This window comes from Shewanella sediminis HAW-EB3 (assembly GCF_000018025.1).
Classification (GTDB): domain Bacteria; phylum Pseudomonadota; class Gammaproteobacteria; order Enterobacterales; family Shewanellaceae; genus Shewanella; species Shewanella sediminis.
This window is the reverse complement of the sequence record NC_009831.1, coordinates 3,626,091-3,651,162: the sequence shown is the minus strand read 5'-3', so window position 1 is coordinate 3,651,162 and position 25,072 is coordinate 3,626,091. Positions and strand designations below refer to the sequence as shown.

23 protein-coding genes are annotated in these 25,072 nt (G+C 36.5%); all 23 read left to right on the top strand.

Annotated features, from left to right (window positions below; genetic code table 11):
- Positions 1-26: 26 nt before the first annotated feature.
- The 23 genes from SSED_RS15830 (at position 27) to SSED_RS15720 (ending at position 24,975) form a co-directional block, all read left to right on the top strand.
- Positions 27-1,370 (top strand): Slr4 family S-layer protein, encoded by a 1,344-nt coding sequence (locus tag SSED_RS15830; RefSeq protein WP_012143353.1) that lies wholly within the window; start codon positions 27-29, stop codon positions 1,368-1,370.
- Between the two features lie 128 nt (positions 1,371-1,498).
- Positions 1,499-3,121, top strand: a complete 1,623-nt coding sequence (locus SSED_RS15825) for a hypothetical protein (RefSeq protein WP_012143352.1) — start codon at positions 1,499-1,501, stop codon at positions 3,119-3,121.
- A gap of 254 nt (positions 3,122-3,375) precedes the next feature.
- Positions 3,376-4,083 (top strand): glycosyltransferase family 2 protein, encoded by a 708-nt coding sequence (locus SSED_RS15820; protein ID WP_012143351.1) that lies wholly within the window; start codon positions 3,376-3,378, stop codon positions 4,081-4,083.
- Positions 4,084-4,098: 15 nt separating this feature from the next.
- Positions 4,099-4,458 carry a DUF2304 domain-containing protein gene (locus tag SSED_RS15815; RefSeq protein ID WP_150104352.1) on the top strand — a complete coding sequence of 120 codons (360 nt, stop codon included), beginning with the start codon at positions 4,099-4,101 and terminating at the stop codon, positions 4,456-4,458.
- A 54-nt stretch (positions 4,459-4,512) separates the two neighbouring features.
- Positions 4,513-5,241, top strand: coding sequence for an ABC transporter permease (locus SSED_RS15810; protein ID WP_190273161.1), 729 nt, complete (start codon positions 4,513-4,515; stop codon positions 5,239-5,241).
- Positions 5,238-5,954 (top strand): ABC transporter ATP-binding protein, encoded by a 717-nt coding sequence (locus tag SSED_RS15805; RefSeq protein WP_012143348.1) that lies wholly within the window; start codon positions 5,238-5,240, stop codon positions 5,952-5,954. Before SSED_RS15810 ends, SSED_RS15805 begins: the two co-directional genes overlap by 4 nt.
- On the top strand, positions 5,951-6,841 hold the full coding sequence (gene rfbA, locus SSED_RS15800; protein WP_012143347.1) for a glucose-1-phosphate thymidylyltransferase RfbA: 891 nt from the start codon (positions 5,951-5,953) through the stop codon (positions 6,839-6,841). The genes SSED_RS15805 and rfbA overlap by 4 nt, the downstream gene beginning before the upstream one ends.
- Before the next feature lie 29 nt (positions 6,842-6,870).
- Complete coding sequence (gene rfbC / locus SSED_RS15795) at positions 6,871-7,416, top strand: dTDP-4-dehydrorhamnose 3,5-epimerase (protein ID WP_012143346.1); 546 nt, start codon at positions 6,871-6,873, stop codon at positions 7,414-7,416.
- Between the two features lie 45 nt (positions 7,417-7,461).
- Complete coding sequence (gene rfbD, locus SSED_RS15790) at positions 7,462-8,373, top strand: dTDP-4-dehydrorhamnose reductase (protein ID WP_012143345.1); 912 nt, start codon at positions 7,462-7,464, stop codon at positions 8,371-8,373.
- 185 nt (positions 8,374-8,558) lie between these two features.
- Entirely contained in the window at positions 8,559-8,972 is a 414-nt protein-coding gene (locus SSED_RS24150; protein WP_012143344.1) for an ISAs1 family transposase, read from the top strand.
- A gap of 313 nt (positions 8,973-9,285) precedes the next feature.
- The gene (locus SSED_RS15780) at positions 9,286-10,176 is read left to right on the top strand and encodes a glycosyltransferase family 2 protein (protein WP_012143343.1); all 891 of its coding nucleotides are present in this window, start codon (positions 9,286-9,288) and stop codon (positions 10,174-10,176) included.
- Between the two features lie 16 nt (positions 10,177-10,192).
- Entirely contained in the window at positions 10,193-10,975 is a 783-nt protein-coding gene (locus tag SSED_RS15775) for a haloacid dehalogenase (protein ID WP_012143342.1), read from the top strand.
- Entirely contained in the window at positions 10,975-12,246 is a 1,272-nt protein-coding gene (locus SSED_RS15770; protein WP_012143341.1) for a hypothetical protein, read from the top strand. The genes SSED_RS15775 and SSED_RS15770 overlap by 1 nt, the downstream gene beginning before the upstream one ends.
- Positions 12,247-12,344: 98 nt before the next feature.
- The gene (locus SSED_RS15765; protein WP_012143340.1) at positions 12,345-13,340 is read left to right on the top strand and encodes a class I SAM-dependent methyltransferase; all 996 of its coding nucleotides are present in this window, start codon (positions 12,345-12,347) and stop codon (positions 13,338-13,340) included.
- 67 nt (positions 13,341-13,407) lie between these two features.
- Positions 13,408-14,232: a hypothetical protein gene (locus SSED_RS15760; protein WP_012143339.1), complete on the top strand. Its 825-nt coding sequence runs from the start codon at positions 13,408-13,410 to the stop codon at positions 14,230-14,232.
- A 412-nt stretch (positions 14,233-14,644) separates the two neighbouring features.
- A complete protein-coding gene (locus SSED_RS15755) occupies positions 14,645-15,841 on the top strand; it encodes a hypothetical protein (RefSeq protein ID WP_012143338.1) in 1,197 nt (398 codons plus the stop codon).
- Positions 15,842-17,178: 1,337 nt separating this feature from the next.
- Positions 17,179-18,315 (top strand): DegT/DnrJ/EryC1/StrS family aminotransferase, encoded by a 1,137-nt coding sequence (locus tag SSED_RS15750; protein ID WP_012143337.1) that lies wholly within the window; start codon positions 17,179-17,181, stop codon positions 18,313-18,315.
- Positions 18,316-18,349: 34 nt separating this feature from the next.
- On the top strand, positions 18,350-19,495 hold the full coding sequence (locus tag SSED_RS15745) for a tetratricopeptide repeat protein (RefSeq protein WP_012143336.1): 1,146 nt from the start codon (positions 18,350-18,352) through the stop codon (positions 19,493-19,495).
- Positions 19,492-21,057 carry a glycosyltransferase family 61 protein gene (locus SSED_RS15740; protein WP_012143335.1) on the top strand — a complete coding sequence of 522 codons (1,566 nt, stop codon included), beginning with the start codon at positions 19,492-19,494 and terminating at the stop codon, positions 21,055-21,057. Before SSED_RS15745 ends, SSED_RS15740 begins: the two co-directional genes overlap by 4 nt.
- A 110-nt stretch (positions 21,058-21,167) precedes the next feature.
- Positions 21,168-22,160 (top strand): NAD-dependent epimerase/dehydratase family protein, encoded by a 993-nt coding sequence (locus tag SSED_RS15735; RefSeq protein WP_012143334.1) that lies wholly within the window; start codon positions 21,168-21,170, stop codon positions 22,158-22,160.
- Positions 22,161-22,241: 81 nt separating this feature from the next.
- Complete coding sequence (locus SSED_RS15730) at positions 22,242-23,084, top strand: hypothetical protein (RefSeq protein WP_012143333.1); 843 nt, start codon at positions 22,242-22,244, stop codon at positions 23,082-23,084.
- Positions 23,081-24,268, top strand: a complete 1,188-nt coding sequence (locus SSED_RS23710; RefSeq protein WP_150104350.1) for a hypothetical protein — start codon at positions 23,081-23,083, stop codon at positions 24,266-24,268. Before SSED_RS15730 ends, SSED_RS23710 begins: the two co-directional genes overlap by 4 nt.
- Positions 24,269-24,276: 8 nt before the next feature.
- Positions 24,277-24,975 (top strand): WbqC family protein, encoded by a 699-nt coding sequence (locus SSED_RS15720; RefSeq protein ID WP_012143331.1) that lies wholly within the window; start codon positions 24,277-24,279, stop codon positions 24,973-24,975.
- Positions 24,976-25,072: the final 97 nt, after the last annotated feature.

The window sequence follows — 25,072 nt, the reverse complement described above, 5'->3', positions numbered from 1 at the left end:
TAAATTTCATGAAATTGGAGACAAAAATGAAAACGATTTTCAAGAGCACTCTACTAGCAGCTACTGTTGCTGCAGTATGTGGTACAGCTGTTGCTGGTGATATTTCAACTGCACCAGTAACTTACTCACAAGAAGGTGTTAGTGCTGTTATTACTGCTCAGTCTTACGCTGCTATCAGCTACTTGACTAAAGCTGCTTACGCAGTTGGTGATAAGGTAACTTATACTTTTGATGCTGGTGCACTAGATACAACTAACGTATTCCCAGCTCAAATTAACGTTGCTGCTGTTACTGGCCGCGCTGGTATGGCTTTGGGTCTATTGAACCAAACTGCTGACACTGTTACTTACCGTGTAACTTCAGTTAACCAGTTTGGTACTGAAACTGGTAAGACTACACTAGGCGCTACAATTGTATTGACTCCAACTACTGCAGCGCTTAAAGCGACAGCAGTTGCAGGTGGTACAATCAACGTAACTGTTAGCTCTGAAACTTCAACTGGTGATGATCTAGACAGCTCAAGCAGCACTAACGCTAGCCGTACTGGTCCTCTTACTCTAGTTAAGACTCAGTTTGGTAAGATTTCAGTTGGTACTGAGCTTGACGGTACTATTTTGGTAGCTAAAAACCGTAAAGAACTAGACAACGGCAACGTTGATTCAATGGTTTACTCTATCAGCCAAATCACAACAACTGGCTGGCAGCAACTTGTTACTAACAACGGTACTGTTGCTACACTTAAAGCTGACCTTGCTGGTTGGGATCTAACTAAGAGCATCGGCTCTATTGGTTCTTCTGCAGGCGGTACAGCAACTTATGATGATGCTAAGAAAGAAGTTACTTTGAACTACGGTACAAACGTAATTACTACTGATACAGTAACTCTTACGCCTCCTACAGGTACTAAAGCTGTCGTTCTATTAGCTCAAGACTTCGAAGTTGCTGCTTCTTACGCTTATACTCATGGAACTTCAACTGGTTCAGCTTCAGTAGGTACTGCTGATGCTGGTGAGTGGACTCTAGATGGTGCTGTAGTTAACGTTCCTTACATGCCTTATGCTGATTCAATCACGCAGATCATGTACGTAACTAACGAAGGTTCTCTGGACGCTGACGTTTCAGTTATGGCATTCGACGAAGCTGGTAACGACTACGACCTAGGTGTTGTAGCTGTTTCTAAAGCGGGTACTGTTGAAGCTATCGCTGGTGCAGTTCAAACTGCCCTAGAAGCTCAAGGCTTCACTAAAGGTAAGGTTTCTCTAACCGTTACTGTTAACGCACAAGACAAAGATATCAGCATCTACGCTGCATACAATGTTGGTGGTGTTGACCGTGGTACAGTGACTAACTCACAGTACAAGCAAAAGTAATTTTACTTAATTATTTTTGAAAAAAGGCGAGCTTAGCTCGCCTTTTTTATTGGAAAATTCAATGTCCATGTAGAGTAGACTTTAGAGGTCTCTGAGTTTTTTATTAGACACAGGCAAAGGTGAAAACGTTGGAACAGATAAGAGTTATTTTTAACCGGTATCCGAGTCTCTCTTTTGTCATATTAGCTTTTATCACATCTTTACTGGCTTACTGGCCAAGTTTTTCCGTTCCTTTCTATCTCGATGACAGAGTCTCGATTGCTGAAAATCCGTTGTTATTAACTGGCACTATGAGTCAGATATGGCAAGTATACGGAATGCGATTTGTTGGTTATCTCTCTTTTTGGCTCAATGTGCAGACATCTGAACTGAATCTTTTCGGCTTTCACCTGACTAACTACGCCATACACCTACTTAATGGTTTACTCATCTTCGCTATAGTTAAGCAACTGCTAAAGTGCTTTGCAGGTGATTGGTCGCTACCCAGACAACATATATTTGCCTCAACAGTAGCCCTTATATGGCTGCTGCATCCTTTAAATACTCAGGCCGTCACCTACATCGTTCAAAGGCTGGCCTCACTGGTTACCCTCTTCTACCTTGTGGCCCTTTATAGCTATTTGAAATTTCGATATGGCAATCGGAAGGTTATTTGGCTATCGCTGTTTGTTTTTAGTTGTGTGCTTGGCCTGTTGACGAAGCAAAACTTCATCGTCTTGTTTGCATTTATTGTGTTCTACGAACTTATCTATGCTGAACAGGTAATTAAGAAGTGGCTTCTTGTTGGTTTTGCCGCAACTTTTGTCACGTTAGCTATCGCGTACCCATTTATCCCTCATGTCATAGAAATTATATCGGGTATGACTAAAGAGACTGCTGCGATCTCCCGCTACGATTATTTTGTGACTCAAACCTTGGTGATATGGGAATATATTCTAAAGTTCTTCATACCTTATCCGCTACAACTTGATATGGGCGTTGATATAGCAAAAACTTCTTCAGGGATCCATTTTGCAGCACTTTTGGCTCATCTGACTCTAATCTTGTCAGCACTGTTCGCGGCTAAGCATTTGCCTCTTTTCAGCGTAGGTATCATAGTTTTTTACACAGGCCACAGTGTAGAGTCTTTTGTCATCCCGATAACGGACCTGGCTTTTGAGCACCGCACCTATCTTCCGAATATTGGTTTAACATTGGCTGTCTGCGGTCTGTTGTTTTATATATCTGACAAGCAAGACAAATCAAACAAAATTATCACTGCCGTAATTCTACTAATCTGCGGAATGTTCGCTGTTATGACTTTTGAAAGAAACACTCAGTGGCAAGAACCATATGCGTTTGCTGAAAATGAATATAATCTCGAGCCTGATAGTCCGAGAGCAATGACTTCCTATGCGCTTGAATTAGTTAAAGTGGGAGAGTTAGCACAAGCTGAGAAACTCCTGGTTAGTGCCGTGAATTCAAATATGCAAAAAGGAAAGCTGACGGTAACCAGTATCAATAACCTTATGCTGCTGCTGTTTAACCAAGGTAAGTACCAGTCTGCTGTAAACACCGGAATGATGGCGTTAAAATACATCAAAAGGCCCAACGATCGAAGTCTAACACTGAGTAACATTGCCTATGGCTACATTAAGATGGGCTACTGTGATTTTGCGATAGGTTTGACCCGGAAAGCCATAAAACTTGATGCACATAACGAGAATGCAAAAAATTATTTAAATCACTGTTTATCCCTGAAACCGCAATGAAAGTTTGAATTTTCCTACTATTGGGATGACGTTAAGATGAAACTATTGGCTGCTAATTAACCATGTTTGAGGTCGGGAACAGCTGCGTGTGATTCAGATATATCTATAGCTATATCTGAATCGATTTTTTGACTAGACCTGTTATACTGTCGACCTCGAAATTTCGAGACTGAAAATTTAAAAATGCAGGGATACGGGAACCTTACCTATGGGCGGTAGCGTGTCTTAAATGTTAGTAAGACTCTGAGGCGGCTATGAAACAAGCTATTGTTATTCCCGCATTTAATGAAGAGAAAACGATTTGTAAAGTAATCGAGTCGGTACGCCCGTTTAGTGACTTTGATATTATTGTTGTTGATGATGGCAGTGCGGATTCAACTTCTTCGTTAGTTAAACAGTTTGAACATGTTATTTTACTGCCATTAGCGACTAACCTAGGTGCATGGAAGGCGATGCAAACAGGTATTCGTTTTTGTTATGAGAATGATTATCAGCGCGTGATAACCTTTGATGCTGACGGGCAACACTTACCTGATTCAATTTTAGCATTAACCTCATTTCAGAAAGCGTCTAATAGCGATGTTGTGATCGGCTCTTGTACCCAAAGGGGGAGTGTGGCTCGTCATATAGCCTGGCGCTTATTCCGTAAGTTATCAGGTGTGAAAATTATGGATATTACCTCGGGGCTGAGACTATATAATCGAGCGGCTATGTCAGTGTTAAGTACACGTGAAGCAACATTACTAGAGTACCAAGATGTGGGTGTACTTCTTATGCTTAAAAATTTCGGCTTATCATTTGATGAGGTCAAGGTTGAAATGGAACCGAGACAAGATGGAATTTCACGTATATTCCATTCTTGGTGGGCGGTGGCTTACTATATGACTCATACTAGTCTTCTTTGTATCAGTAAGGCACGTAAAAACAGTGAGTTACAATGTCAATCCTCTTTAAATCGTTAATCGTAAGTGGGGCAAGTGCAAAACTATCAAATATTTTCAGCAGGTATAGCAATTATTTTTTTTGTTACTGCATTTATTTTAGTCAGGCGTGACAATATTTTGCCTGGCTCAGCCATTCGTTGGACGCTTCTGTCGGTCTTAATTTTAATTTTAGGGGTATTCCCTCAACTTTCCGATATCGCTGCGAAACTGCTTGGGATCAGTTACCCGCCCATTTTACCCGTGTTATTTGCCTGCATTATCTTACTGCTAAAGGCACTTCTCAATGATATCGAGCGAACCAAAGATAGGGCAAAAATAGAGCGTTTAGTTCAGAGAGTTGCCATGTTGGAACAAAAAATAGATTCAGCAACTAAGTATTCTAATAAGGTTTAAATATTTCTCATGCATTTTTTTCAATACTGTTCTTTGATCCATGTTATGGCTCGCATGAAATTAAAGTCAAAAGCGAATATGTTATTACTGAGTTATGTATGGTGGGTACTAGAGCCTCTACTGTTCGTTTTGATGTTTTACTTCGTTTTTAAATTTCTGCTTAATCGCGGTCGTGAAGACTTTTTCATATTTTTGATTATCGGTAAAATCCCATTTTTGTGGTTTTCTAAAAGTGTCACATCAGCAGCTAACTCATTAATTGAGAACCGAGGTTTGATAAACCAGAGGCCAATCCCTAAGTTTGTGTTTCCGCTGGTCAATGTACATGAAGCGGCGTATCAGCAACTGGTTACATTTGCAGTATTGATCTCATTTGTCATATTTAATGGCTATCACGACTTTGGTTTATGGTGGCAATTAATTCCTCTCATTTTTTTGCAATACCTGCTTATTTGTGGCTTATCGAGTCTGTTTACTTTATTCGTCACTTATGCACCAGACTTTAGAATGATAGTGTCGATGTTTATGATGGGAATGATGTTTTGCTCCGGTATCTTTTGGAGTATAGGGGACATTGCAGATCCGCAACTGCAGAAGATTATACTGTTATTTAATCCTCTTGCCGTCATTATTGATGGTTACAGACAAGTGTTGATGCATGGACAACTGCTTAACTGGATGACATTTGCACCAGCGCTACTCATCTCTTTAGGGTTGATACTGACTGGTTTTGGCGGTTTAAAGAAGTTTGATAGTCTGTTAACACGCAGGGTGTTCATGTGAACAATTCAGCTATTTTATCTGTACGCAATCTAACACTCGAATACCAAACCCGTTCTGGTTTTTTAAAGCTATTTACTCATAAAGCGATTGATAATGTGTCTTTTGAGGTACAAAAAGGTGAAGTATTTGGAGTCTTAGGTCGTAATGGTTCCGGTAAGTCGTCACTATTAAAAGTGTTAGCAGGTACTATCCAACCGGATTCTGGAGAGGTAATCTGCCCACCTAATACAACACGTTCTTTACTCGCTTTAGGCTTAGGGTTTAACAATAACCTCAGTGGCCGGGATAACGCACTTATTAGTTGCTTACTCAATGGTTATAGTAAGCAGGAATCACAACCGATCATCGAGCAAGTCAAAGCATTTGCCGAATTAGGTAAGTTTTTTGAACAACCAGTGAAAACATACTCTGCAGGTATGCGGAGCCGATTAGGGTTTGCTACCGCCATCTTTACTCAAGTTGATATCATGCTGATTGACGAAACTTTGAGTGTGGGCGACAGTGCTTTTAAATTAAAAGCAGAAACCGCTTTAAAAGAAAAAATAACCAATAACGAGCAAACAATTATTTTTGTATCTCATAGTATCCAGCAGATAAAGAAACTGTGTCAACGTTGTCTATGGCTTGAAAAGGGAGTGGCGAAGCAGTTAGGGACAACCGATTCCGTCATGGAAAATTATTTAGCAGATAAACAAGAGACAGTGAAAATATGACAATACAACGTAAAGGGATTATCTTAGCCGGAGGCTCTGGCACTCGTCTTTACCCATTAACTAAAGTGGTGAGTAAGCAGTTAATGCCTGTCTATGATAAGCCAATGATCTATTATCCGATCTCAAATTTAATGGTGGCAGGAATTAAAGAGATCCTGATTATCTCTACACCTGAAGAGTTACCTCGCTTTAAAGATTTATTGGGTGATGGCTCGGCGTGGGGTGTTTCTTTTGAGTACGTAGAGCAACCAAGCCCAGATGGCCTAGCACAAGCCTTTATTTTAGCAGAAGAGTTTTTAGCAGGGGCACCTGCAGCCCTGATTCTAGGTGATAACCTCTTTTATGGCCATGATTTACCTAAATCATTAAAAAATGCAAACGCTCAAGAGAGTGGAGCAACCGTGTTTGGCTACCATGTGTCAAATCCATCCTCCTATGGCGTTGTCGAGCTTGATAAAGAAGAAGGCACGGCGATTTCAATTGAAGAAAAACCCGTAAAGCCTAAATCAAATTATGCCGTAGCAGGTTTGTATTTTTTTGATAGTAAAGTGGTGGAGTTTGCAAAAAATGTTCAGCCATCAGAACGTGGTGAGTTAGAAATTACCGATGTAATTGAACAGTATTTAGAAGCAAACACCTTAAAAGTTGAGCGCATGGGGCGTGGTACTGCGTGGCTAGACACTGGCACTTTAGATGATTTGTTAGATGCTGCAGTATTCATCCGTGCAATCGAAAAGCGTCAAGGTTTAAAGATCAGTTGCCCAGAAGAGATAGCTTATCGCATGGAATATATTAATGCAGAGCAACTTAAAGAGTTAGCTCTGCCATTAGTGAAATCAGGCTATGGTCGCTATTTATTAGAGTTATTAGAGCATAAAGCTTTTTAACTTTTAACTTTTAGCTGAGCTTTCATGTTATGAAATTTATTAATACAACCATTCCAGATGTAAAAATCATCGAACCACAAGTGTTTGGTGATGAACGTGGTTTCTTTATGGAGACATTTAGAACTTCTTTATTTAAAGAAAAATGCGGTGATATAGAGTTTGTGCAAGAAAACCACAGTAAATCGAATCACGGTATTTTACGTGGTCTGCATTACCAAACAGAGCAAACCCAAGGTAAATTAGTTCGCGTTACCAAAGGCGAAGTTTTTGATGTCGCCGTCGATTTAAGAAAAGACTCCCCAACCTATGGACAATGGGTTGGAGAAATTCTGTCTGCTGAAAATAAACGCCAGTTATGGGTGCCAGCAGGTTTTGCTCATGGCTTTTATGTGATGAGTGAAGACGCCGAGTTTATGTACAAATGCACAGATTATTATAACCCAAGTGCAGAGGTATCAATTAAGTGGGATGATCCAACACTTAATGTTCAGTGGCCATGGGTAGATAAACAAGCACCATTACTGTCTGAAAAAGATAAAAACGGATTAAGCTTTGAACTGGCTCCAAAGTTCTAACTCTGAATTTGGATTACCCTCATTTTTTATAAAAAAAAGAGACAGATGAAAGTATTAGTAACAGGAAAAGGTGGTCAACTGGCATGGGAGCTAGAGCAAACCACACCAAGCTATATTGAAATCATCAGCTTTAGTGCTAATGAGCTGGATATCACCAACCAAGCACAAGTCAATGAAGTAGTAATAGCTCATTCACCAGACATCATTATCAATGCAGCCGCTTATACCGCAGTAGATAAAGCAGAAACTGATAAAGAAACCGCCTATGCCGTAAACGAAAAAGGCAGTGAATATTTAGCGTTAATCTGTAAAGAAATTAGCGCAAAGTTAATTCATATATCAACTGACTTTGTTTTTGATGGCTTAAAAAATACGCCATATCAAACTGACGATACCCCAAACCCTGTTAACGTATATGGTGATTCAAAATTGCAAGGTGATATTAAAGTAAATAATCTCTTGGGGTGTCAAGCTATAATTATTCGTACTGGATGGATGTATTCAGAAAATGGTAATAACTTCGTAAAAACCATGCTACGTTTAATGGTAGAGAAAGAACAGCTCGGTATCATATATGATCAAGTAGGCACACCAACTTGGGCGAAAGGGCTAGCAGAAATGATTTGGGCATTAATTTCTCGTCATTCCGGAATCGAGGAACGAGATATCCGGAATCTAAGTACCTCTTCAGCTCAAATTTACCATTGGACAGATGCAGGCGTTGCCTCTTGGTACGACTTCGCAGTAGCTATTCAAGAGCTCGCAATTGAAAAAGGCATGTTAGACAAAGCGATTCCAGTACGCCCAATCCCCGCAAGTGCTTACCCTACACCAGCTCAACGGCCAAGTTTTAGCGTGATAGATAAAACCACAGCAGAGCAAGCAAGCAGGGTAGAAACTAAACACTGGCGCAAACAACTATCAGCAATGCTAGATGAACTCCATTCTAGCTCTTAGCTCTTCTTCGCATCTCGCCGCGGAAAAATCAAGAAGAAGCCTGGTTTTACTGAAAATCGGTGACTACCAGTTTCTAGTTGAAATTTGATGATAATCAAATGCATTAACCCTCGGGCAAGAGAAAGTATTTTAAAAAAGCAATGAGATTACAACTGCCACTAAGTTGTTGAACCTGTTTAAAATTAATGAATGGTTGGTTACTGTTGATGCGGTGGAGTGTTAGGGGGAACGTTACTCAAAAAATCCTAGAAAAGGCAGTTGATTATCTATTAGCTGTCAAAGGAAACCAAGGGAGCTTAGCGTCTGCTTTTGATGATTATTTCGATTTTAGTATGCTAAATAATGATGATATTGAAATATATACAACCAAAGAACAATCTCGAGGTAGACATGAAAGTCGAGCCGCTTTTGTTAGTCATGATTTATCTGTTTTAGGTGATATTTCAGATGAGTGGCCGGGGTTAAAATCGATGGCTTTTGTTGTATCGATGAATTCAGAAAAAGAAGTTGCAGAAGAGGCTGATATATACGTTCGTTATTATATTAGTTCTAAGCAGCTAAATGCTGAAGAATTGTTAACTGCAAGTCGTTTGCACTAGTTAGTTGAATCTATGCATTGGTAGTTAGATTGCTCTTTTGGTGAAGACAAATCACGAAAGAGAGTAGAGGAAAGTCCTGAGAACTTTCTAGGATCAGGTAGGTTTGTTTGAACCAACTAAAAATAGAATCCACTTTCAAAGTAAGTATCAAGCGTAAAAGAAAGATGTGTTTGATGGATGCATCATACATTTGGAAGGTAATAGGAAGCTAGTCAGAGCAAGCTTCTTCATGACTTTTCCGTGACTCATGCGGTTGCCCTGGGGATTCGAATACTTAAAACATTTTATTAAAATCAATCAAGGGAATTACTTAGTGACTAAAGTAGCTATTATCACTCGAACAAAAAACAGGCCTATTTTATTGCCTCGTGTTAGAGCTAGTGTTGAAAATCAAACTTTTCGAGATTTTGTTTGGGTTTTAGTTAATGATGCTGGAGAGAGAGGGGAGGTTGACCGTCAAGCTGATATTGCTCGTACTAATGGGGTGGATGTTGTTGTTGTCCACCGTGATAAATCTGTTGGTATGGAAGCGGCCAGTAATGATGGCATGAAAAAAAGTAGCAGTGAATATGCCGTTATTCATGATGATGACGACACGTGGCAACCTGATTTCTTAAAACAAACAGTTGATTACCTTGATGAAAATATAAGTAATGTTGGCGTTGTAACTCACTCTATTCGAATAGATGAAGAAATAACTGATAATCATGTAAAAATTACCGGCAAAAGTTCTTTTAATGGGCAACTTAATAGCATTAAGCTAAGTGATTTATCTTTTCATAATAACTTTCCACCTATCTCGTTTTTGTTCAGGAGGAGTTGCTATGATGCTGTTAACGGCTTTGATGAGACCTTACCTGTGTTAGGTGACTGGGACTTTAATTTACGCACTTTATTGGAGGGTGATATTGGACTTATCCCAGAAGCACTAGCTAATTATCATTTTAGAATATCTAATGTTAAAGCAAGTGACTCTTATGGAAATACAGTAACGGCAGGGATAGATAAACATATTCAATATGAAGCTATTTACCGTAATCGGAAATTACGCAATGATATTAATACGAATAGCTTAGGGTTAGGTTTTGTGTTACACCAAGCCTATGTAGCAGGACCTAGGCATCAAAGTTATGTTTCTCTTCTCATTCAAAAGATTTTAAAAAAAATTGGCTTGTTTGAGTTTGTTAAGAGGCTTTTAAGTTGAAAGAGTTAACCTAGATATGTTTGCATCATTGAATAACCCGAATGCTTATAAGAAATTTGAAAAAGTTGTAAGCTCGGACCATATAGACGTTGTCTCAGTTGATATTTTTGATACCTTACTTTTTAGGACTACATGCCCTGAGTATCTTAGGTTTGAAAAGATGGCAGAACTTTGGTTAAAAAAGCTTAAAGCAGAAAGCGCCTGTGTCAAAATGTCAATTGATGATATTACAAGTCTAAGAGTTTTTGCTGCTATGGCTGCTTACCGAAACACTAAAGACTTTAATGGTATCCGCGAAGCTCAGCATAATGAAATATTAAAAATTGTCTGTGAAAATTTGCAACTATCCCATGAATGGATTTCAACCTTCGCAGAAGAAGAGTTAACTTATGAAAAGAGTGTCCTTTTTGTAAACCCCTTGTTACTCAATATATTAAAATCTGCAAGAAATAAAGGGAAAAGAGTTATTGGCATCTCAGATATGTACTTATCCTCTAATAAAATTGAAGATCTACTTAATGATAACTTAGGAGGATTTCAGCTAGACGCACTCTATTCTAGTGCTGATTTTGGTGTTGGTAAGTCATCAGGTGATCTTTATCAACGGGTGAAGAAAATTGAGATGGTTGACTACGATAAAATTGCGCATTGTGGGGATAATTATTTCTCTGATTTTGTACGTTCAAATGAACTTGGCATTAACAGTGTTTATGTTCCGCGACCATTAATGTGGCGTTTTATTCATAAGGTGCGCCTCGTGGCATACTTGATTAAGCATAGAAAAGTTAGGCTTAGATAATGGTAAAAGTTAGAACAAAGTATGAATTTGGTTATCATGTATTAGGGCCTATATTTTATAGTTTTTCCTATAAATTATGGCTCAATCAGCAAGTTTGGACAGATAGGGATTCATTAACTCTATTTTTATCACGCGGTGGGTTAAGATTACGGTATGTTTATAATTTATTTTTAAGTAAAAATAATATAAAAGCACCTCTCCCTGAGGAAGACTTTTATGTATCACGTATGGCTTTGTTAAAGGCGAGTTACCTCAAAACACCAGAAGAAACATCTACACTTTTACAGCGAGAATATAACTGTGTGACTGTTTTAAAGGCAATGGAGTATTTATTGCCTAAGGCTGTATTTCATTCTTGGCAAAGTTCTTTGTGCACAGTTGAAAAAGAAATATACAAAAAAAGGGATATTCAGGTAGATGATTTCTGCGAGTTTATTAAACCCACTCATGCAGGGTATACAGTATTAGCAGCCTACTTAAAGTCACACACAAAAGAATTACGTCGCCACTTAGACGAGATAAGGCAAGGGAACTCTCATTTGTTAATGGTTGATACAGGTTGGAGCGGAACAATACTTCGTGAGTGTCAAAGCATATTTCCAGATATTAATTTTTTTGGTCACTTTTTTGGACGAAGTGCTTTCTCTTCCCAAGTACCTGAGCACTTTTCTAATCTACAAGGTGTTGCTTTTGAAGCTGATAGGTACCATTGGCTTTATCCATTATCGTCTATATTATTACATAGGCATCTAATTGAAGGTGTTTTTGAACCCAAATGGCCGAGTGTTGAAGGGTACCTGCTTGAAAGTCCTCACGATTTAATTCAACCTGAAACGGGTGTGATTCCTGACAATATTAGGAAACCAAGTATTGAAGATGATTTTTTAAATGGGATTTGCGACTATATAGCCAAATCAGATACAGAACTGAATGCTAACCAAATTCAAAGAGAGGAGAATCTAGCAGCTAAAATGATTCAAAGGCTTATTGTTTTCCCAAGTCGCAGTCAGCTCGACTTTTTGACCGTAGATACTCGCTCTGCAGACTTTGGTAAAGGCTTAGATGTATCTGTTTTAATATATGATGGATATGGTCAATCAATATCACAAAAATTGAACAGAGTGACTCAGAGTCTATGGCCGCATGGACAAGTCGCTATAGAGTTTTCTGGGTTAATGAGAGTATCTATTCAATTTCTTCTTTCTTGTCCCAACTTGATGAATAAACTGTGGGCTTTTACAAACAAATATATTTTGCGGCGTGCTAGTTAATATTTATCATAGGTCGGATTGAAAGGGGTCTTTGAAAAATACTAAATTATATACTTAATAAATTTCCTTAATATTTGAATTTTAACACTGAGAGAAAAATGCCTTCTGAAGATTGGAACTTAATTAGAAACTTAGATGAAATCGCAGATATACCTAAAAAACTTCTCAGCCTACCTCCTCAGACTCAAGTTGAACTTAACTTGACTTCAATGGCCAACTTTTTCCCTTTTTTACTGCCTATTATTAAAAGTATTATGCCTACTAGAATTTCTGAGATTGGAGCGGACAGGGGCTTTACTTCGAAGCAATTACAAGATGTAGTTTCTGACTTAGGTGCTGAGCTGGATATCATTGACCCTGCATTAAATCAATCGGATGAGGTTGAACTCCCTGAGCATACAAGCTTATTTGCAGAGAAATCGTTTGATTATTTCAACAGAAAAAGAAAGGCTGAGATATGTTTTCTCGATGGAGATCATAATTATGCTGTTGTTAAGAAAGAGTTAGAGCTATTGAACCAAGAGCAAATAGGCTGCAAAGTTATTTTTGCTCATGATGTGGGTTGGCCATGTGGTTATCGAGATATGCATTATGGTGATGAGTACCAAGACTCGAAACTTAATATAGTTGAACGTGCCAAACTTTTCCCAACTACTAGTAATGTATCTAAGGTTGGGTACTCTATGGATTATCACATTGCTGAGCAAGAAGGGGGAGAACAAAATGGTGTTTTAAGTGCTTTTGAAGAATTCCTTGCTGAGAACGATGATTGGGAATACTTCAGTATTCCATCTGTTTGGGGACTTGGGATTATGTTTAAACCAGATATGCTCTCCCAAGAACAGCTTGATCTACTTGCAGATACAAGAGAAAAACTTGATTTATTAAAACCGTTTTTAGGAGTGCTGGAGCTAAACCGTATTCATTTGCTTGCAAAGGTCGATTCGTTGTATGGTGTAACAGGGAAAATGGCTCAAGATAAAGCTAAAGCGGACGAAGAGATAAAGCGTTTGAATAAAGTATTGATGGGACCCACTACTTTAAGGGGCGTAGTTTATGGGCTTAAAAAAATCTTTCGTCTCAATAAATTATAAGGGTAACAGTCGTGATTTTAATATATATTAAAATTGAATCTATTTTAGTTTGCAATAGATAAATAAAATGAAAGAAATCTACCTTCATGTGGGCTACCATAAAACAGGTACTACGGCTATCCAGAATTTCATGCATCGCAATAAGGATTTGATTTTGTCAGAAGGAATATTATATCCTTTAACAGGACTATCTGGTGCAGGCCATAGTAAGCTTGCTAATGCCTTCAAAGGGAATGAATGGGATAAGGTTCTGAAGTCTCTTCTACCAAAAGAAAATGAAATTAGACAGAATATCTACGCGCTTGAAAGAGGGGAGAGCTCAGCGTCTCTATATATGGCTCTAAAAAGTGAAGTTGCTAAATCAGAAGTCAAAAAAATTGTATTGAGTAGCGAGTGCTTCCTTGAGTGGATTGATCCTCAAGAGGTTAAAGAAGCATTAGCTGGTATAAATGCAAGTATAAAAATTATCTTCTACTTTAGGGAGCCAAAGCAATGGATAGAAGCTGTTTATTACCAGTTGATTAAAGATAGATACTTTAGGTACTCTGGAGAAATTGAAGATTTACCACAGTGGGAAATGTTAAACTATAATGCCGTTTTGCAAGACTGGGCTCTGGTTTTTGGTCGAAATAATTTAATTGTCCGTCAATACGAAAATACTACTTGTCTAGAGCACGGTGTAATTACAGACTTTCTAAATATCATTGGACTTTCAGAAGTAAATAATTTCCAGTACCCTACAGCCGTGTCAGATGTAAACTTAGGTCTGCATCCCTTACTTATAAAATTATTAAAACATACAAACAAGCTGAATTTTTCGGAAAAATTTCACAAAAGGGTTTTAAAATTTCTTTACCCCATTTCTAATTGGTTAATAAAAGTTAGAAGTTAGTAGTCGCTCTGGTAAATATTATTGTGTTAACAAATAGTGAGTTTTAGGATTTAATTTAAATTGCTAAATTACCTTTTCTTCGAAAATTGCTGAAAGACCTAATGATATTGACGCGTTATTACCATGGAATATTAAGCGTAGCTAGGTCTTGTTACCCAGACGCTTACACTACTACGGTCAAATTTCGGAAACCATACAAAATGGAATTCTACTTTATTCATTCCTGTAATTCATGGTAAAGTGTTTATATTGAAAGCTTCAATTGGTTAGTTATTTTTTACTGATTTTGCCATTATATTAATGGGAGTGTTGGGACGTACCCAAACCGAGTAATAGTATATCCTTCCTCCATCATAAATGGAGGGGTATTCTATATAAGTAGAACTTTTATCCTCTAATGACACTAATTTAAATGACAAATAAAAAAACAGTATATTTTCATATCGGCTACCATAAAACAGGTACGTCAGCTATACAATCATTTTGCTCGGCAAATCAAAGTGAATTGGCACGCAAAGGTTTCTTATACGCAGAAACAGGAAGAGCAGGGGCCGCACACGGGCCATTAGCAAATTGTTTGAAAGCTTCCAATAAAAACCTTGATCCTAATTTGCTTTATGCCAGCCTGAAAAAAGAAATTGCCAATTCAAATGCTCAAAGTGTAATTATCAGCTCGGAATGCTTTTTAGAACAAATACCATTAGATAGAATTGAACCATATTTAAAAAAATTGAATGCCCATATTAAAATTATTGTCTATGTGAGGAGGCAAGATGAGTGGGCACAGTCGGTCTATAATGAAATCATTAAAGATTCATCAAGGCGTTATACTGGCAGTATTCTACATATGAGAGAAATTCGTATGGGGTGGTTGAATTATAATAATGTTATATCTCAATGGGAAAATGTCTTTGGCAGTGAAAATATTATTGTTCGGCCCTATGATAAAGCACAAATGCGAAATGGGCTTTATGCAGATTTTTTATCGATATTTAATATCGATAATGTTTGCGACTTTGAGAATCCTGTAACTGGAAAGGCTACTAATCAAGGGCTTTCTGAAGATGTAATCCTCGTGCTGAGGGCGCTAAACGAAGTGCCAATGATTCGTGATATGCATAAAGAAATGGTTAGCTACCTTATAGATATCTCCCATAACTCAGAAGAAAAGAAACTAGGCCGAAACTATAAGATTCTTACCTTTTCAGAAAAGTCTGAATTGATTAGCTCTTGCAAGCAGAGTAATGATATTTTAGCTGAGAAATTCTTAAATTGTAACACTTCATTGTTTTGTACAACTCTTGTGGAAAACAAGGATGATAAATCTCCAGTAGAGATGTTATCTATTGAAAGGCAATGGCAGATTTACAACCAACTTCCCTTACATATCAAAAAGCATATTGAACGATTTAGGCCGCTGTTTGCCCAATCAGAACAATCTAAACCATTTGTTTATGATGTTAATAATAATGAAATTGAGCGTCTTAGATTAGTTATTCAACGACAAAGATTAGAGCTAAACTGGCTCTATGAAGATAATACACTTGGGTCTATTCGCAAGGAGGGGCTTGGTGTTCTATCGAAGTTTTTTGCTAAGTTATTTAAATAAAAATGGGTATTAAATACTGTTCTAACTTAACCATTAAGTTTAGAAAGCATATAAATATATTTAAAGTTTATCCCCATAAATTATTTTATAATATAGCAGTGAAAGGAAAATGTGTTACTCACGACTTAGATAACTCTTTCTATAGAGATGATCACTTAAGCACAGTGAGGGGGGGCTTTCAGGGTTTTCACGTGTTATTTTTACAGTTTTTATCAAGGTTTCGGGATTAAATTTTAAAAAATGAGTTGAATCTGGTGAACTTACGTGATCTTATACTGTTAAATAACAAGGCGAGATTGAAAAGATGAATAACGACGAATTCAAAGTGCATTTTAGCATATTGAATGATAGCCGTCAGGAACGAAAAATTACTTATGACTTCTTCGAAGTTATGTTCACAAGTTGTGACAGCAATGGTTTCTGTAATGAAAACTGGGATGAAATAGAAACATTTGGAGAATAGAACTTAGAATGGCATAGAAAGTTCAGCCCTTATTCATCAAGCATACCCAGTCAAGATACTACAACTTTTATTGTTGGATTGGTGACCATGATGAGTTTCCTCTCTGTTTTACTCGATGGTGTAGCAATATTTAAAGTGAAGAATATTATAAACTATTCATGTAACTATTGATGGTAAGTCTTTGAAAGTGATTATGATTACAGCGAAAAGAAATACTTAACACACATGGTCAATGCTTATTCAGTCGATACTGGTTCAGTTTTAGGTCAACTTAAACGAACTCTAAATTCAATAAGATCACGACAATTCTATCGCTGCACAAGTTAATTTGAGTTAAGGGTGTGTGTTTAACGAAATTGCAACTTATGCGGGAGGATGGCCTTCTTGTGTGAGGTTTTTCTATCAGACATTCAATTCCTATATCGAGATCGGCTTTAATCCATTTTTCACACTGAATTGGCTGACTTTAAGAATTGAAACGATTTCAGTCCGATTTTTACCCTCAATAAAGTGAGATACTGCGAGTAATCTTAGTCTAAAACTTGCATTTGTATTCGAAGTGGAGTTGATAAGCTTAGATTAGTCTGAGTTCATATAAGCTGCTTTAAGAACTCATATTAGAGCATAAAAGTATAAACAACACTGTAACTATAAACAATGCTATAACATTGATTCTAAAGCAAATGTACAAAGCTACTTCTCCAAACTATTTATAAAGAATGTTCAGGATACTATTTGTAATAAAAAAGAAAAGTGCTATTATTGCGCAACGCGAACGAACGCGAATGACGATAAACAATAGTTTTTATAAAATATTCAAACTTGCGATATAACGTTGAGTTTTACACTGTACTACTAGGATTAATGAAGGAATATGGACTACCAAAACAAACTGAATGTTAACTTATTTAGTAACCAAGACAAACCATCTTATCCTATCGATGAATTTCTATCCTCTCAACAATTAGAACCTGAAAACATTGTATCTTTTGCTGAACGAAAAGAATTCAATATCAATAGAGTTTCGGAGCTACTAGAGAGTTCTGAATTTTACAACCGTTGGTCCAACAGAGGGCCTGCATGGTTCGCTTTAGCACATGCTTATGAGAATTTTTTTACACGTTTAACGAATAAAGTAGTAATTCCATGTGCCAACGGAGGTATTGCCCTAGAAGCTTTAGCTGGGTTGCACAATGTTCGTCAAAAGAAAACTTTGCGTTGGTGTGTGAGTTCATTCAGCTTCGCAAATGCTGGACGAGGAGTTTTTTCCAATGCAATTAAAGTCGATTGTGATGAGCAAGGTGCTTTATCGCTAGATGCATTATCACAGATTGATCAAAACAGTTTCGATGGGATTGTAGTTACTAATCCATTCGGCCTTTTAAAGGATTTTTCTCTGTATTCAGAATGGCAAAATAAAACTGGGAAAGTTGTCATTTATGACAATGCTGCTGGTATTAATGCGGATTTACCTGATGTACCTTATCAATCACTAAGCCTACATCACACTAAACCCTTTGGGCTAGGTGAAGGAGGCTTAATTATAGTGCCTAAGGATGAATTTGAAGATATTCTTAAGCTCATCGAATACACAACAATATCACCTGACGAGTCAGCAAACTGGGTCAATAATGGTAAAATATCAGATATCTCATGCGCGGCGTTACTAACTCGGCTAGAGACTTCAGCACAGTGGATTCCTTTGTATCAACAACAAGCTATCAGATTAGTCAATATAGCCGAAGAGTTAGGTTATTCAAATTTATTTTGTACCGATATTCCTGCTATGGGATACCCTTTATTAGCTCCCTACTCAATAGAGTCACATACTTTAGAAAATAGTTTTTTCCGCGTTGGCAAATATTATAAACCTCTTGCAAAAACATCAAACGCAACTAGTATTTTTAACCGAATAATTAATGTCCCAAGCCATCCTGATATGCACAAAGTTTCAGATGATAATATTCGCAGTGTTTTACAGAAAATACTTGATAAAAACTTGTTAACATGATCTATATTATATCAACTAACTAAAAGCTGGCGTTATGCAATATAAGTCCTTGGCTTTATCCAAATTGAATAAAGCCTCAATAAATAATAAAATTATGATGTATGCAAAAGATACTGCAGCATTTATAAAGTCAGCAATATCTTCGCGAAAGGTACAGCTAAAACATTGCTTTTGGCTGCTTTCAATAATGGTTTGTAACTTATTTTTAAAAATTAAAATAGAACATTCTTCAATTGTGTATATTAAAGGGGTTTCTTTATTAAAATTAAAAAGGTTTGATGAAGCAATAAACTATTTTGAAAGAAAAGCAAAAGAAGATCCTTACAAGCCATTGCTTATGTTAGGTTTAGCACGAGTAAAACTTTGCAAAAGAGAATATAATGGCTGTATAAAATTATGTGAGCAGCTTTTTACAAGAGGGGTTTCTTTAAAAGCATTACATATCTGTTTTTGGCAAGCCTCACTTAGTGCTAAAAATTATTCTGAAGCCGCACGTTACGCCAAAAAGCACATTCAAAGTAAAGGTATAGGTGTATTCTCATCTCACCATATTCTCGAGGTAGCTAGGAAATTAAACAAGTGTAAACTGTGGCATGAGTGCTTAAAGTATTGCAACTTTGCACTATCCTTGAGGGATTTTCCTGATGAAATATTACACTTAAAAGGAATTTCTTTAGCTCAAATAGGAGACTTCAAACAAAGTGAAGCAACTTACCTTCAGCTAATTAAGCGCAATTTACATTATCCTCCGGGCCATTTTGGCTTAGCACGTTCTTACTTTAGACAAGAGAGGTACCTAGAAGCGATTAAAAAGTGTCAATACGTCTTTTCGCACTTCTCTCCTCCTTCAGATATGTATTCAATAATGGCTGAAAGTCTTCTTAATGAGGAAATGTACAAAGAGGCAGAAAAATTTTCTAATGATTACTTTGAAAATAAAGGCTTAATGTATAACGGTCGTATTCTACAAAAATGCATGTTAAAAGTTAACCTTCATGAACATCATTTGTTAAGAGTCTTATGGAGAATTAAAATTAAATTAAAGGATTTTGAAGCTGCTGCAGACATTTATATGGACTTGAATAGGCTTTCTCAACGCATGAGTTTTCTCAAGTTTTATGGTGAAGAAAGTTTGTTAGTCCCATGTTTTGATAATAGTATTACAGGAATTTATACATGAGCAATAGTGAGTACCTTTTAAGTAATCTAGACGATGTCATAAGCGTTAACTCTTCTTCTCTTTCAGAGTTGGCTCAAGTAATTGACAAAAATTTAGGTTTTCTCAATATTGCTAAATCAAGAACTAGAATTCGGCCAGACCCTTTTCTTCCTCCATATGGGGCAAAAAAGTTTTTCAATCCTATTGAAAAATATGATGAGAATATGCATCTGATTGCTTTTCTAGCAAAGCAAGCTATTTCTAATTCAAGAGTCAACACACAAGCATATAACTTGTTGGCCTCTAGCTTATATAATCTAAATATGATGCAACAAGTTATAGAGGTTATTGAGTGTGCAGAGAAGTATGATATTTCCACTACTTTATTAAATGAGCTACAGAGCAAGGCCACTTTAGAGCTTGGTATACGTGAAACAATCAACCAAAAATTTACACAATTAGGATACGAAAATGTTGAACAGTTTGAACATATGCAACTATCACCGTTCTTATCTTATAAAGGTTGGGCTAAAGAAATTAGTGGGAAACTCATAACAATTTGCGATACAAAAAATACTGTATCAAACATTTATCGGCATGCTCATCAGGATTTTGATGACGTAAAGGTACATACAAACAAAATAAGTGCAGAACCTTTGGTTGGTATCCAAGTTAAGCAACTAAATATCCTTTTAGGTACTATTCCCTTTATCGATAATAAAGGGCTATATGAGTTGGACTTACTACATAATCATCTGAAAAAACAATTGGTTAAAGTTGCGGACACAAGTTTACTTTATAACCCTGCACAGCTAGATAAGTATTTATTTAGCGGAAAGTATCTAATTTCTGCTGTTCCGAATAATTATTTTACAAATTACTTTCATGCTTTAATTCAAGTTAGCTCTAGAATATTACTTACTATTGAGAACCCTGAATTCGATGATCATAAAATTCTCATGCCTGACAATACCCCCAGGTGGGTGATAGAATTCCTCATTTTAGCTGGCGTTACGGAGTCTAGAATTGATATTATGCCAACAAATGGTATATCGACTATAGAACACGCAACGATCCTCCCTATGAATTGGGATGTATGCCCTAATGAAATAGCTGCATCACGAAGAGCATTATTGAAAAATAATAGCTCATTAGCAGGCAAGAAAGATTATTACCTTATTCGAAAGGATGTTCAAAACTACACACGGGCATTGGTAAATGAAGAAGAAATAATTGATGCCTGTAACCAGAGAGGTATTGAGGTTATTGATCCCCTTGATTATACCTTACCAGAACAAATGCAACTATTTTCTAACGCTCGTACATTGATCTCTAGTGGGAGCTCATCAATTACCAACATGTTGTTTGCAGGTCCTGAAACTGAGATCATTATTCTTGGCCCTCGCTTATTTTGGGGAATGTTATTTCCTGACATGGCAGCGGCATGCGGCCATAATTTTTCAGTTGTTTTTGGTGACTTTATCGCAGGTAACAACCATACAAAAAATCCTCATAATTTGTATGTCTCCGATGTTAAATCTTTTACTACTTTATTGGACGAGCATATTTGCAACAAATGGTAACAAAAAGGTAATCAGATAACACTAGATTGAGCAATAACTCTCTTAATAATATACCTTCAAAAGAATCTAAGATTAGCACTAATTAAAATACACCCATGGAGAAAAATAAAATGAAATTAATAATTTTTGGAGTGACAGGAAACTGTGGTACTTATTGTGCTCAAAAATTTCTAGAAGATGGATGGACGGTCTACGGTGTAGGTCGCTCTGAATCCAGTATAAATCATCCTAATATGAACTTCATTAAAGGTGATATTCGAACCGACGAACTGTATACAAAATTACCAACAGATGTAGAGTTAGTTATTAATTTTGCAGGTGTTCAACCAAGTATATTAGCAACATCAGAAAATACAGATCTTACTGCTACCTTAAACGCATATCTTGATGTAAATATAAATGGCGTATTTAAAGTGCTAGAGTTTGTACGACAGAATAATATAAAAAACTATGTATATACAACTTCTCACCGAGATTATGAGAATCACTGGTCCCCTAATAATTTCTTAAAGAATGACTTACCTCCGGCTATTAATTACAAGGGTGATCATGTGATGTACGCAATCACAAAAACTACCGGTAAAATGATAGGGGATTATTTTGGAGAGGCCTTCGGAGTTAGGGTGTTTAACTTACGCCTACCGATGATATTCATGGTTCCTGAGTCTCCATACTATCGAAATAATGGTGAGCCAACATTAATGCCTTTCTTAAAAGTTATCCGTGATGCAATGGAAGGAAAGCCTTTAGAAATTTGGGGGGACCCTCAAATGGTAAGAGATTATGTACATATAGACAACTTAGTTGCACTTATCAAATCATGTTATAAGAGTTCTTTGAATAGTGGGACTTTCAATGTAGGAACTGGTGAAGCGGTTACTACTGAAAGATTTATTAAAACCATTGGTAAAACATTTGCGCCGGACCCAGAGAATGTTGAGTATATCTATAAAGAAACTAAACGTACTTACAAATGTGCTATTTATGATGTTTCAGAACAAAAAGAATTGTTGGGCTATCAACCTGTTTTACTTGAAGAGATGCTATTCAAACTAAAAAATGATATGACCGAAAAAAATTGCATGGAAAAATGGGGATGGTAATGACATCCTAATTTTATAGTTTATATACTAAGGTGGGTAAATATCCACCTTTAATTTTACAACCTCATTAATGGTACTTTAATGAAAATTATTTTACACTTCGGCTTCCCTAAAACTGGCTCTTCAACATTACAGTTTGGTTTATTTAAACCTCTTGAAGAAAAAGGGCTATTAAACCTTAAAACTTGGCGCCAATTTGACCCTGTTGAACATCATGACCGACGCCCAAGTAGTTGTCTATTTAATGGACAAAAAATATTGGACGAGTATCTCGACTTTGATGAAGGTAAACTCAATATTTTAAGTGATGAAAGTTTTACAGCTCCCATTAAATTAAGACAAAACAACTATGGTAAAAATATTATAGATCCTTTCTCTTTTCCTTCTACTATAAAACAGCAAATAGAAGAGAAATACGGAACTGACATTGAATTTATTCCAGTAATATCAATTAGAAACCAGTCTGATTTACTTTATTCTCAATACGTCGAAGAATATAACCTTAAGAAATACAAAAATGTCGATTTACTTTTTGATGAACAAGGAATAATCGACTTGACTGGTTTTGAGATATATCAATTTGGCAAGTATTTTGAAACACTAGAAAGAGTATTTGGGCCAGGCAAAACAAAACTTTTCCTTTTTCAAGATTGGAAACAAGATTACTCAGGTTTTTGTGCCCGATTAGCCGAGTTAATTAACGTCGAAGAAAAAACTGTAGAGCAGTATTTATCATCAAATCATGTTAATAAGAAAGAAAAGAGCTCAGAAGGTTATTATACTAAAGATGGGGCTACACTCATTCCGTTTTTAACCGTACAACAAAAGCAGGAAATTCTTAGTTTTTTCAAAGAGGATAACTTATTATTGCAAAAAATATTGGGTTCAGAAATTAACTTAAAAGAATATGGGTTTTTTAATTGATGAGAAATATTTATCATTATTGCCTTTTAATAGGTGACCAAACCAGTTTGTACAACGAGCTTTGTAAAAGCTTAAGTTTCTCTACACATTGTAATTACTTACAAGTATCAATAGAAGAATCTTTTGAGTTAAGTAATCATATTCATATGAATTGGATGGACATAAACTCATTTGAAACGTCCCATCTTCCTGAAGATGAAGCAATTTTCTGTATTTGCACGCTAGATAACAATATAACACTAAAACGATTTGAGTCTCGTGAAGAGTTAGAAAACGTTATTGGAAGTCAACGAGATGTAAAGACTATTTTTAAAAGTCTAGAGTCTTATTCTGCACCAACTAAAGCTCAGTCAACTCAACTTTTATCAAGTTTTTGTGATGCATATATTAAAGATAAAAAAGAAGTTTTATTGAATTTAGTAAAAAACAGTACTCCAAAATATATAGCTTTAGATTTTTTAGTAGATTATATTGGTGACGTGAATTTTATTGGTGGGACTTTGCAAAATAAGTCGGACCAAATATCTGATGTTCAGTTATTAAGCGAAGAAAATCATAATCTACTGCATGTTTCTCTAGCTGAACAAGGCATGTCTCCCGGTGTAAAAAACAACACTATCAGCCTAGTGCTTGAATATAACCAAGTTAAAGATAGCTTTGATATCAGCCCAAGCTTGAATATATGGCAAAGACATTGGGTGTTATATAGAGCCGCAGGAATAAACATTGCCTTAATATTAGTTCAAAACTTATTAGCTCGTAAAGTAAAAACTCGATATTTTGTTAATCCTAACGATATTCAATATAACGCCGTATTGGCATCAGCACAATATATCCACTCAGTTGATACTGTATATTTTGACCTGGATGAAACTCTCATTTGGAAAGGGCAAGCGATAAATGATTGTCGGGCATTATTACTAGATCTTAAAAGCAGGGAGTATAACGTTAAATTAATCACCCGTCATACGTTCCCGATACCAGATACATTAAAGAAGATTGACTTAGATGAAACAGTATTTACTGAAATAATCAAAGTAACCCTTGAGCAGAAAAAATCTAGTTTTATATCTGGAAATGCACTTTTTATCGACAATGAATTCCCCGAAAGGTTAGATGTACGAAATAATTGTGAAATTCCTGTTTTAGATTTAGATCAACTAGAATTTTGCAAATTTAACTAGGAAATGATATGAAACTTGGAATTATGCAACCTTATTTATTTCCATATACACAACAATTTAGACATATTCAACAATGTGAACAGTGGATAGTATTTGATACCCCAAAATATACTCGAAAGTCATGGATTAATCGAAATAGGATTGCTAACCCAACTAAAGAATGGTGTTATATTTCTGCTCCTGTAATGAAGGGGGCAACTACAGGGGCGATAAGTGACGCAGTTTTAGCAGATACAGGCTGGCGAAAAGATTTTGTAGATCAGCTAAGAGTATATGAATCTAAAGCTCCATTCTATACAGAAACTGTTCAATTAGTTAAAGCTTGTCTCTTTATGAATAACAAAGTGCCAACAATAGCAGATCTTAATACACATACGTTAAAAGTATTATGTCAACATCTAGGTATAGACACTAAAATCACCCGTTTATCAGAGATGAACTTAGATTTACCTATGCATGCCGAACCTGGTGAATGGGCGTACATGATTAGTAAAGAGTTAGGCGCAAATATCTATTCAAATGCCTCAGGTGGACGCCATCTTTTTGACCCTGACCTTTATGAAAGTAATGGTATTAGCCTTGAATTCTATGAGCCTATACCATTAGAATTTTCTACTCCTGGTTTTAGTTTTGTACCAGATCTATCTGTAATTGATACGCTTATGTGGATCGGCAAAGATAATTTGAGTCAATGGTGTAAAGAATAAATTACTTTTGATCTTTCCATCATGGTCTAGGAAAAAGTAGGGTGACGTTGCGAGCGTTTTTTAACGATTCATGTATCAATTGGACGATCATATTTAC

Bases quoted from the DNA above. Each gene is read 5' to 3' on its own strand.
- SSED_RS15820 (WP_012143351.1), top strand. From the start codon at position 3,376: ATGAAACAAGCTATTGTTATTCCCGCATTTAATGAAGAGAAAACGATT.
- SSED_RS15740 (WP_012143335.1), top strand. From the start codon at position 19,492: ATGAGCAATAGTGAGTACCTTTTAAGTAATCTAGACGATGTCATAAGC.
- SSED_RS15830 (WP_012143353.1), top strand. From the start codon at position 27: ATGAAAACGATTTTCAAGAGCACTCTACTAGCAGCTACTGTTGCTGCA.
- rfbC (WP_012143346.1), top strand. From the start codon at position 6,871: ATGAAATTTATTAATACAACCATTCCAGATGTAAAAATCATCGAACCA.
- SSED_RS15770 (WP_012143341.1), top strand. From the start codon at position 10,975: ATGGTAAAAGTTAGAACAAAGTATGAATTTGGTTATCATGTATTAGGG.
- SSED_RS15720 (WP_012143331.1), top strand. From the start codon at position 24,277: ATGAAACTTGGAATTATGCAACCTTATTTATTTCCATATACACAACAA.
- SSED_RS15730 (WP_012143333.1), top strand. From the start codon at position 22,242: ATGAAAATTATTTTACACTTCGGCTTCCCTAAAACTGGCTCTTCAACA.
- SSED_RS15750 (WP_012143337.1), top strand. From the start codon at position 17,179: ATGGACTACCAAAACAAACTGAATGTTAACTTATTTAGTAACCAAGAC.
- rfbD (WP_012143345.1), top strand. From the start codon at position 7,462: ATGAAAGTATTAGTAACAGGAAAAGGTGGTCAACTGGCATGGGAGCTA.
- SSED_RS15735 (WP_012143334.1), top strand. From the start codon at position 21,168: ATGAAATTAATAATTTTTGGAGTGACAGGAAACTGTGGTACTTATTGT.
- SSED_RS15755 (WP_012143338.1), top strand. From the start codon at position 14,645: ATGACAAATAAAAAAACAGTATATTTTCATATCGGCTACCATAAAACA.
- rfbA (WP_012143347.1), top strand. From the start codon at position 5,951: ATGACAATACAACGTAAAGGGATTATCTTAGCCGGAGGCTCTGGCACT.
- SSED_RS15775 (WP_012143342.1), top strand. From the start codon at position 10,193: ATGTTTGCATCATTGAATAACCCGAATGCTTATAAGAAATTTGAAAAA.
- SSED_RS15745 (WP_012143336.1), top strand. From the start codon at position 18,350: ATGCAATATAAGTCCTTGGCTTTATCCAAATTGAATAAAGCCTCAATA.
- SSED_RS24150 (WP_012143344.1), top strand. From the start codon at position 8,559: ATGAATGGTTGGTTACTGTTGATGCGGTGGAGTGTTAGGGGGAACGTT.
- SSED_RS15760 (WP_012143339.1), top strand. From the start codon at position 13,408: ATGAAAGAAATCTACCTTCATGTGGGCTACCATAAAACAGGTACTACG.
- SSED_RS15765 (WP_012143340.1), top strand. From the start codon at position 12,345: ATGCCTTCTGAAGATTGGAACTTAATTAGAAACTTAGATGAAATCGCA.
- SSED_RS15810 (WP_190273161.1), top strand. From the start codon at position 4,513: ATGAAATTAAAGTCAAAAGCGAATATGTTATTACTGAGTTATGTATGG.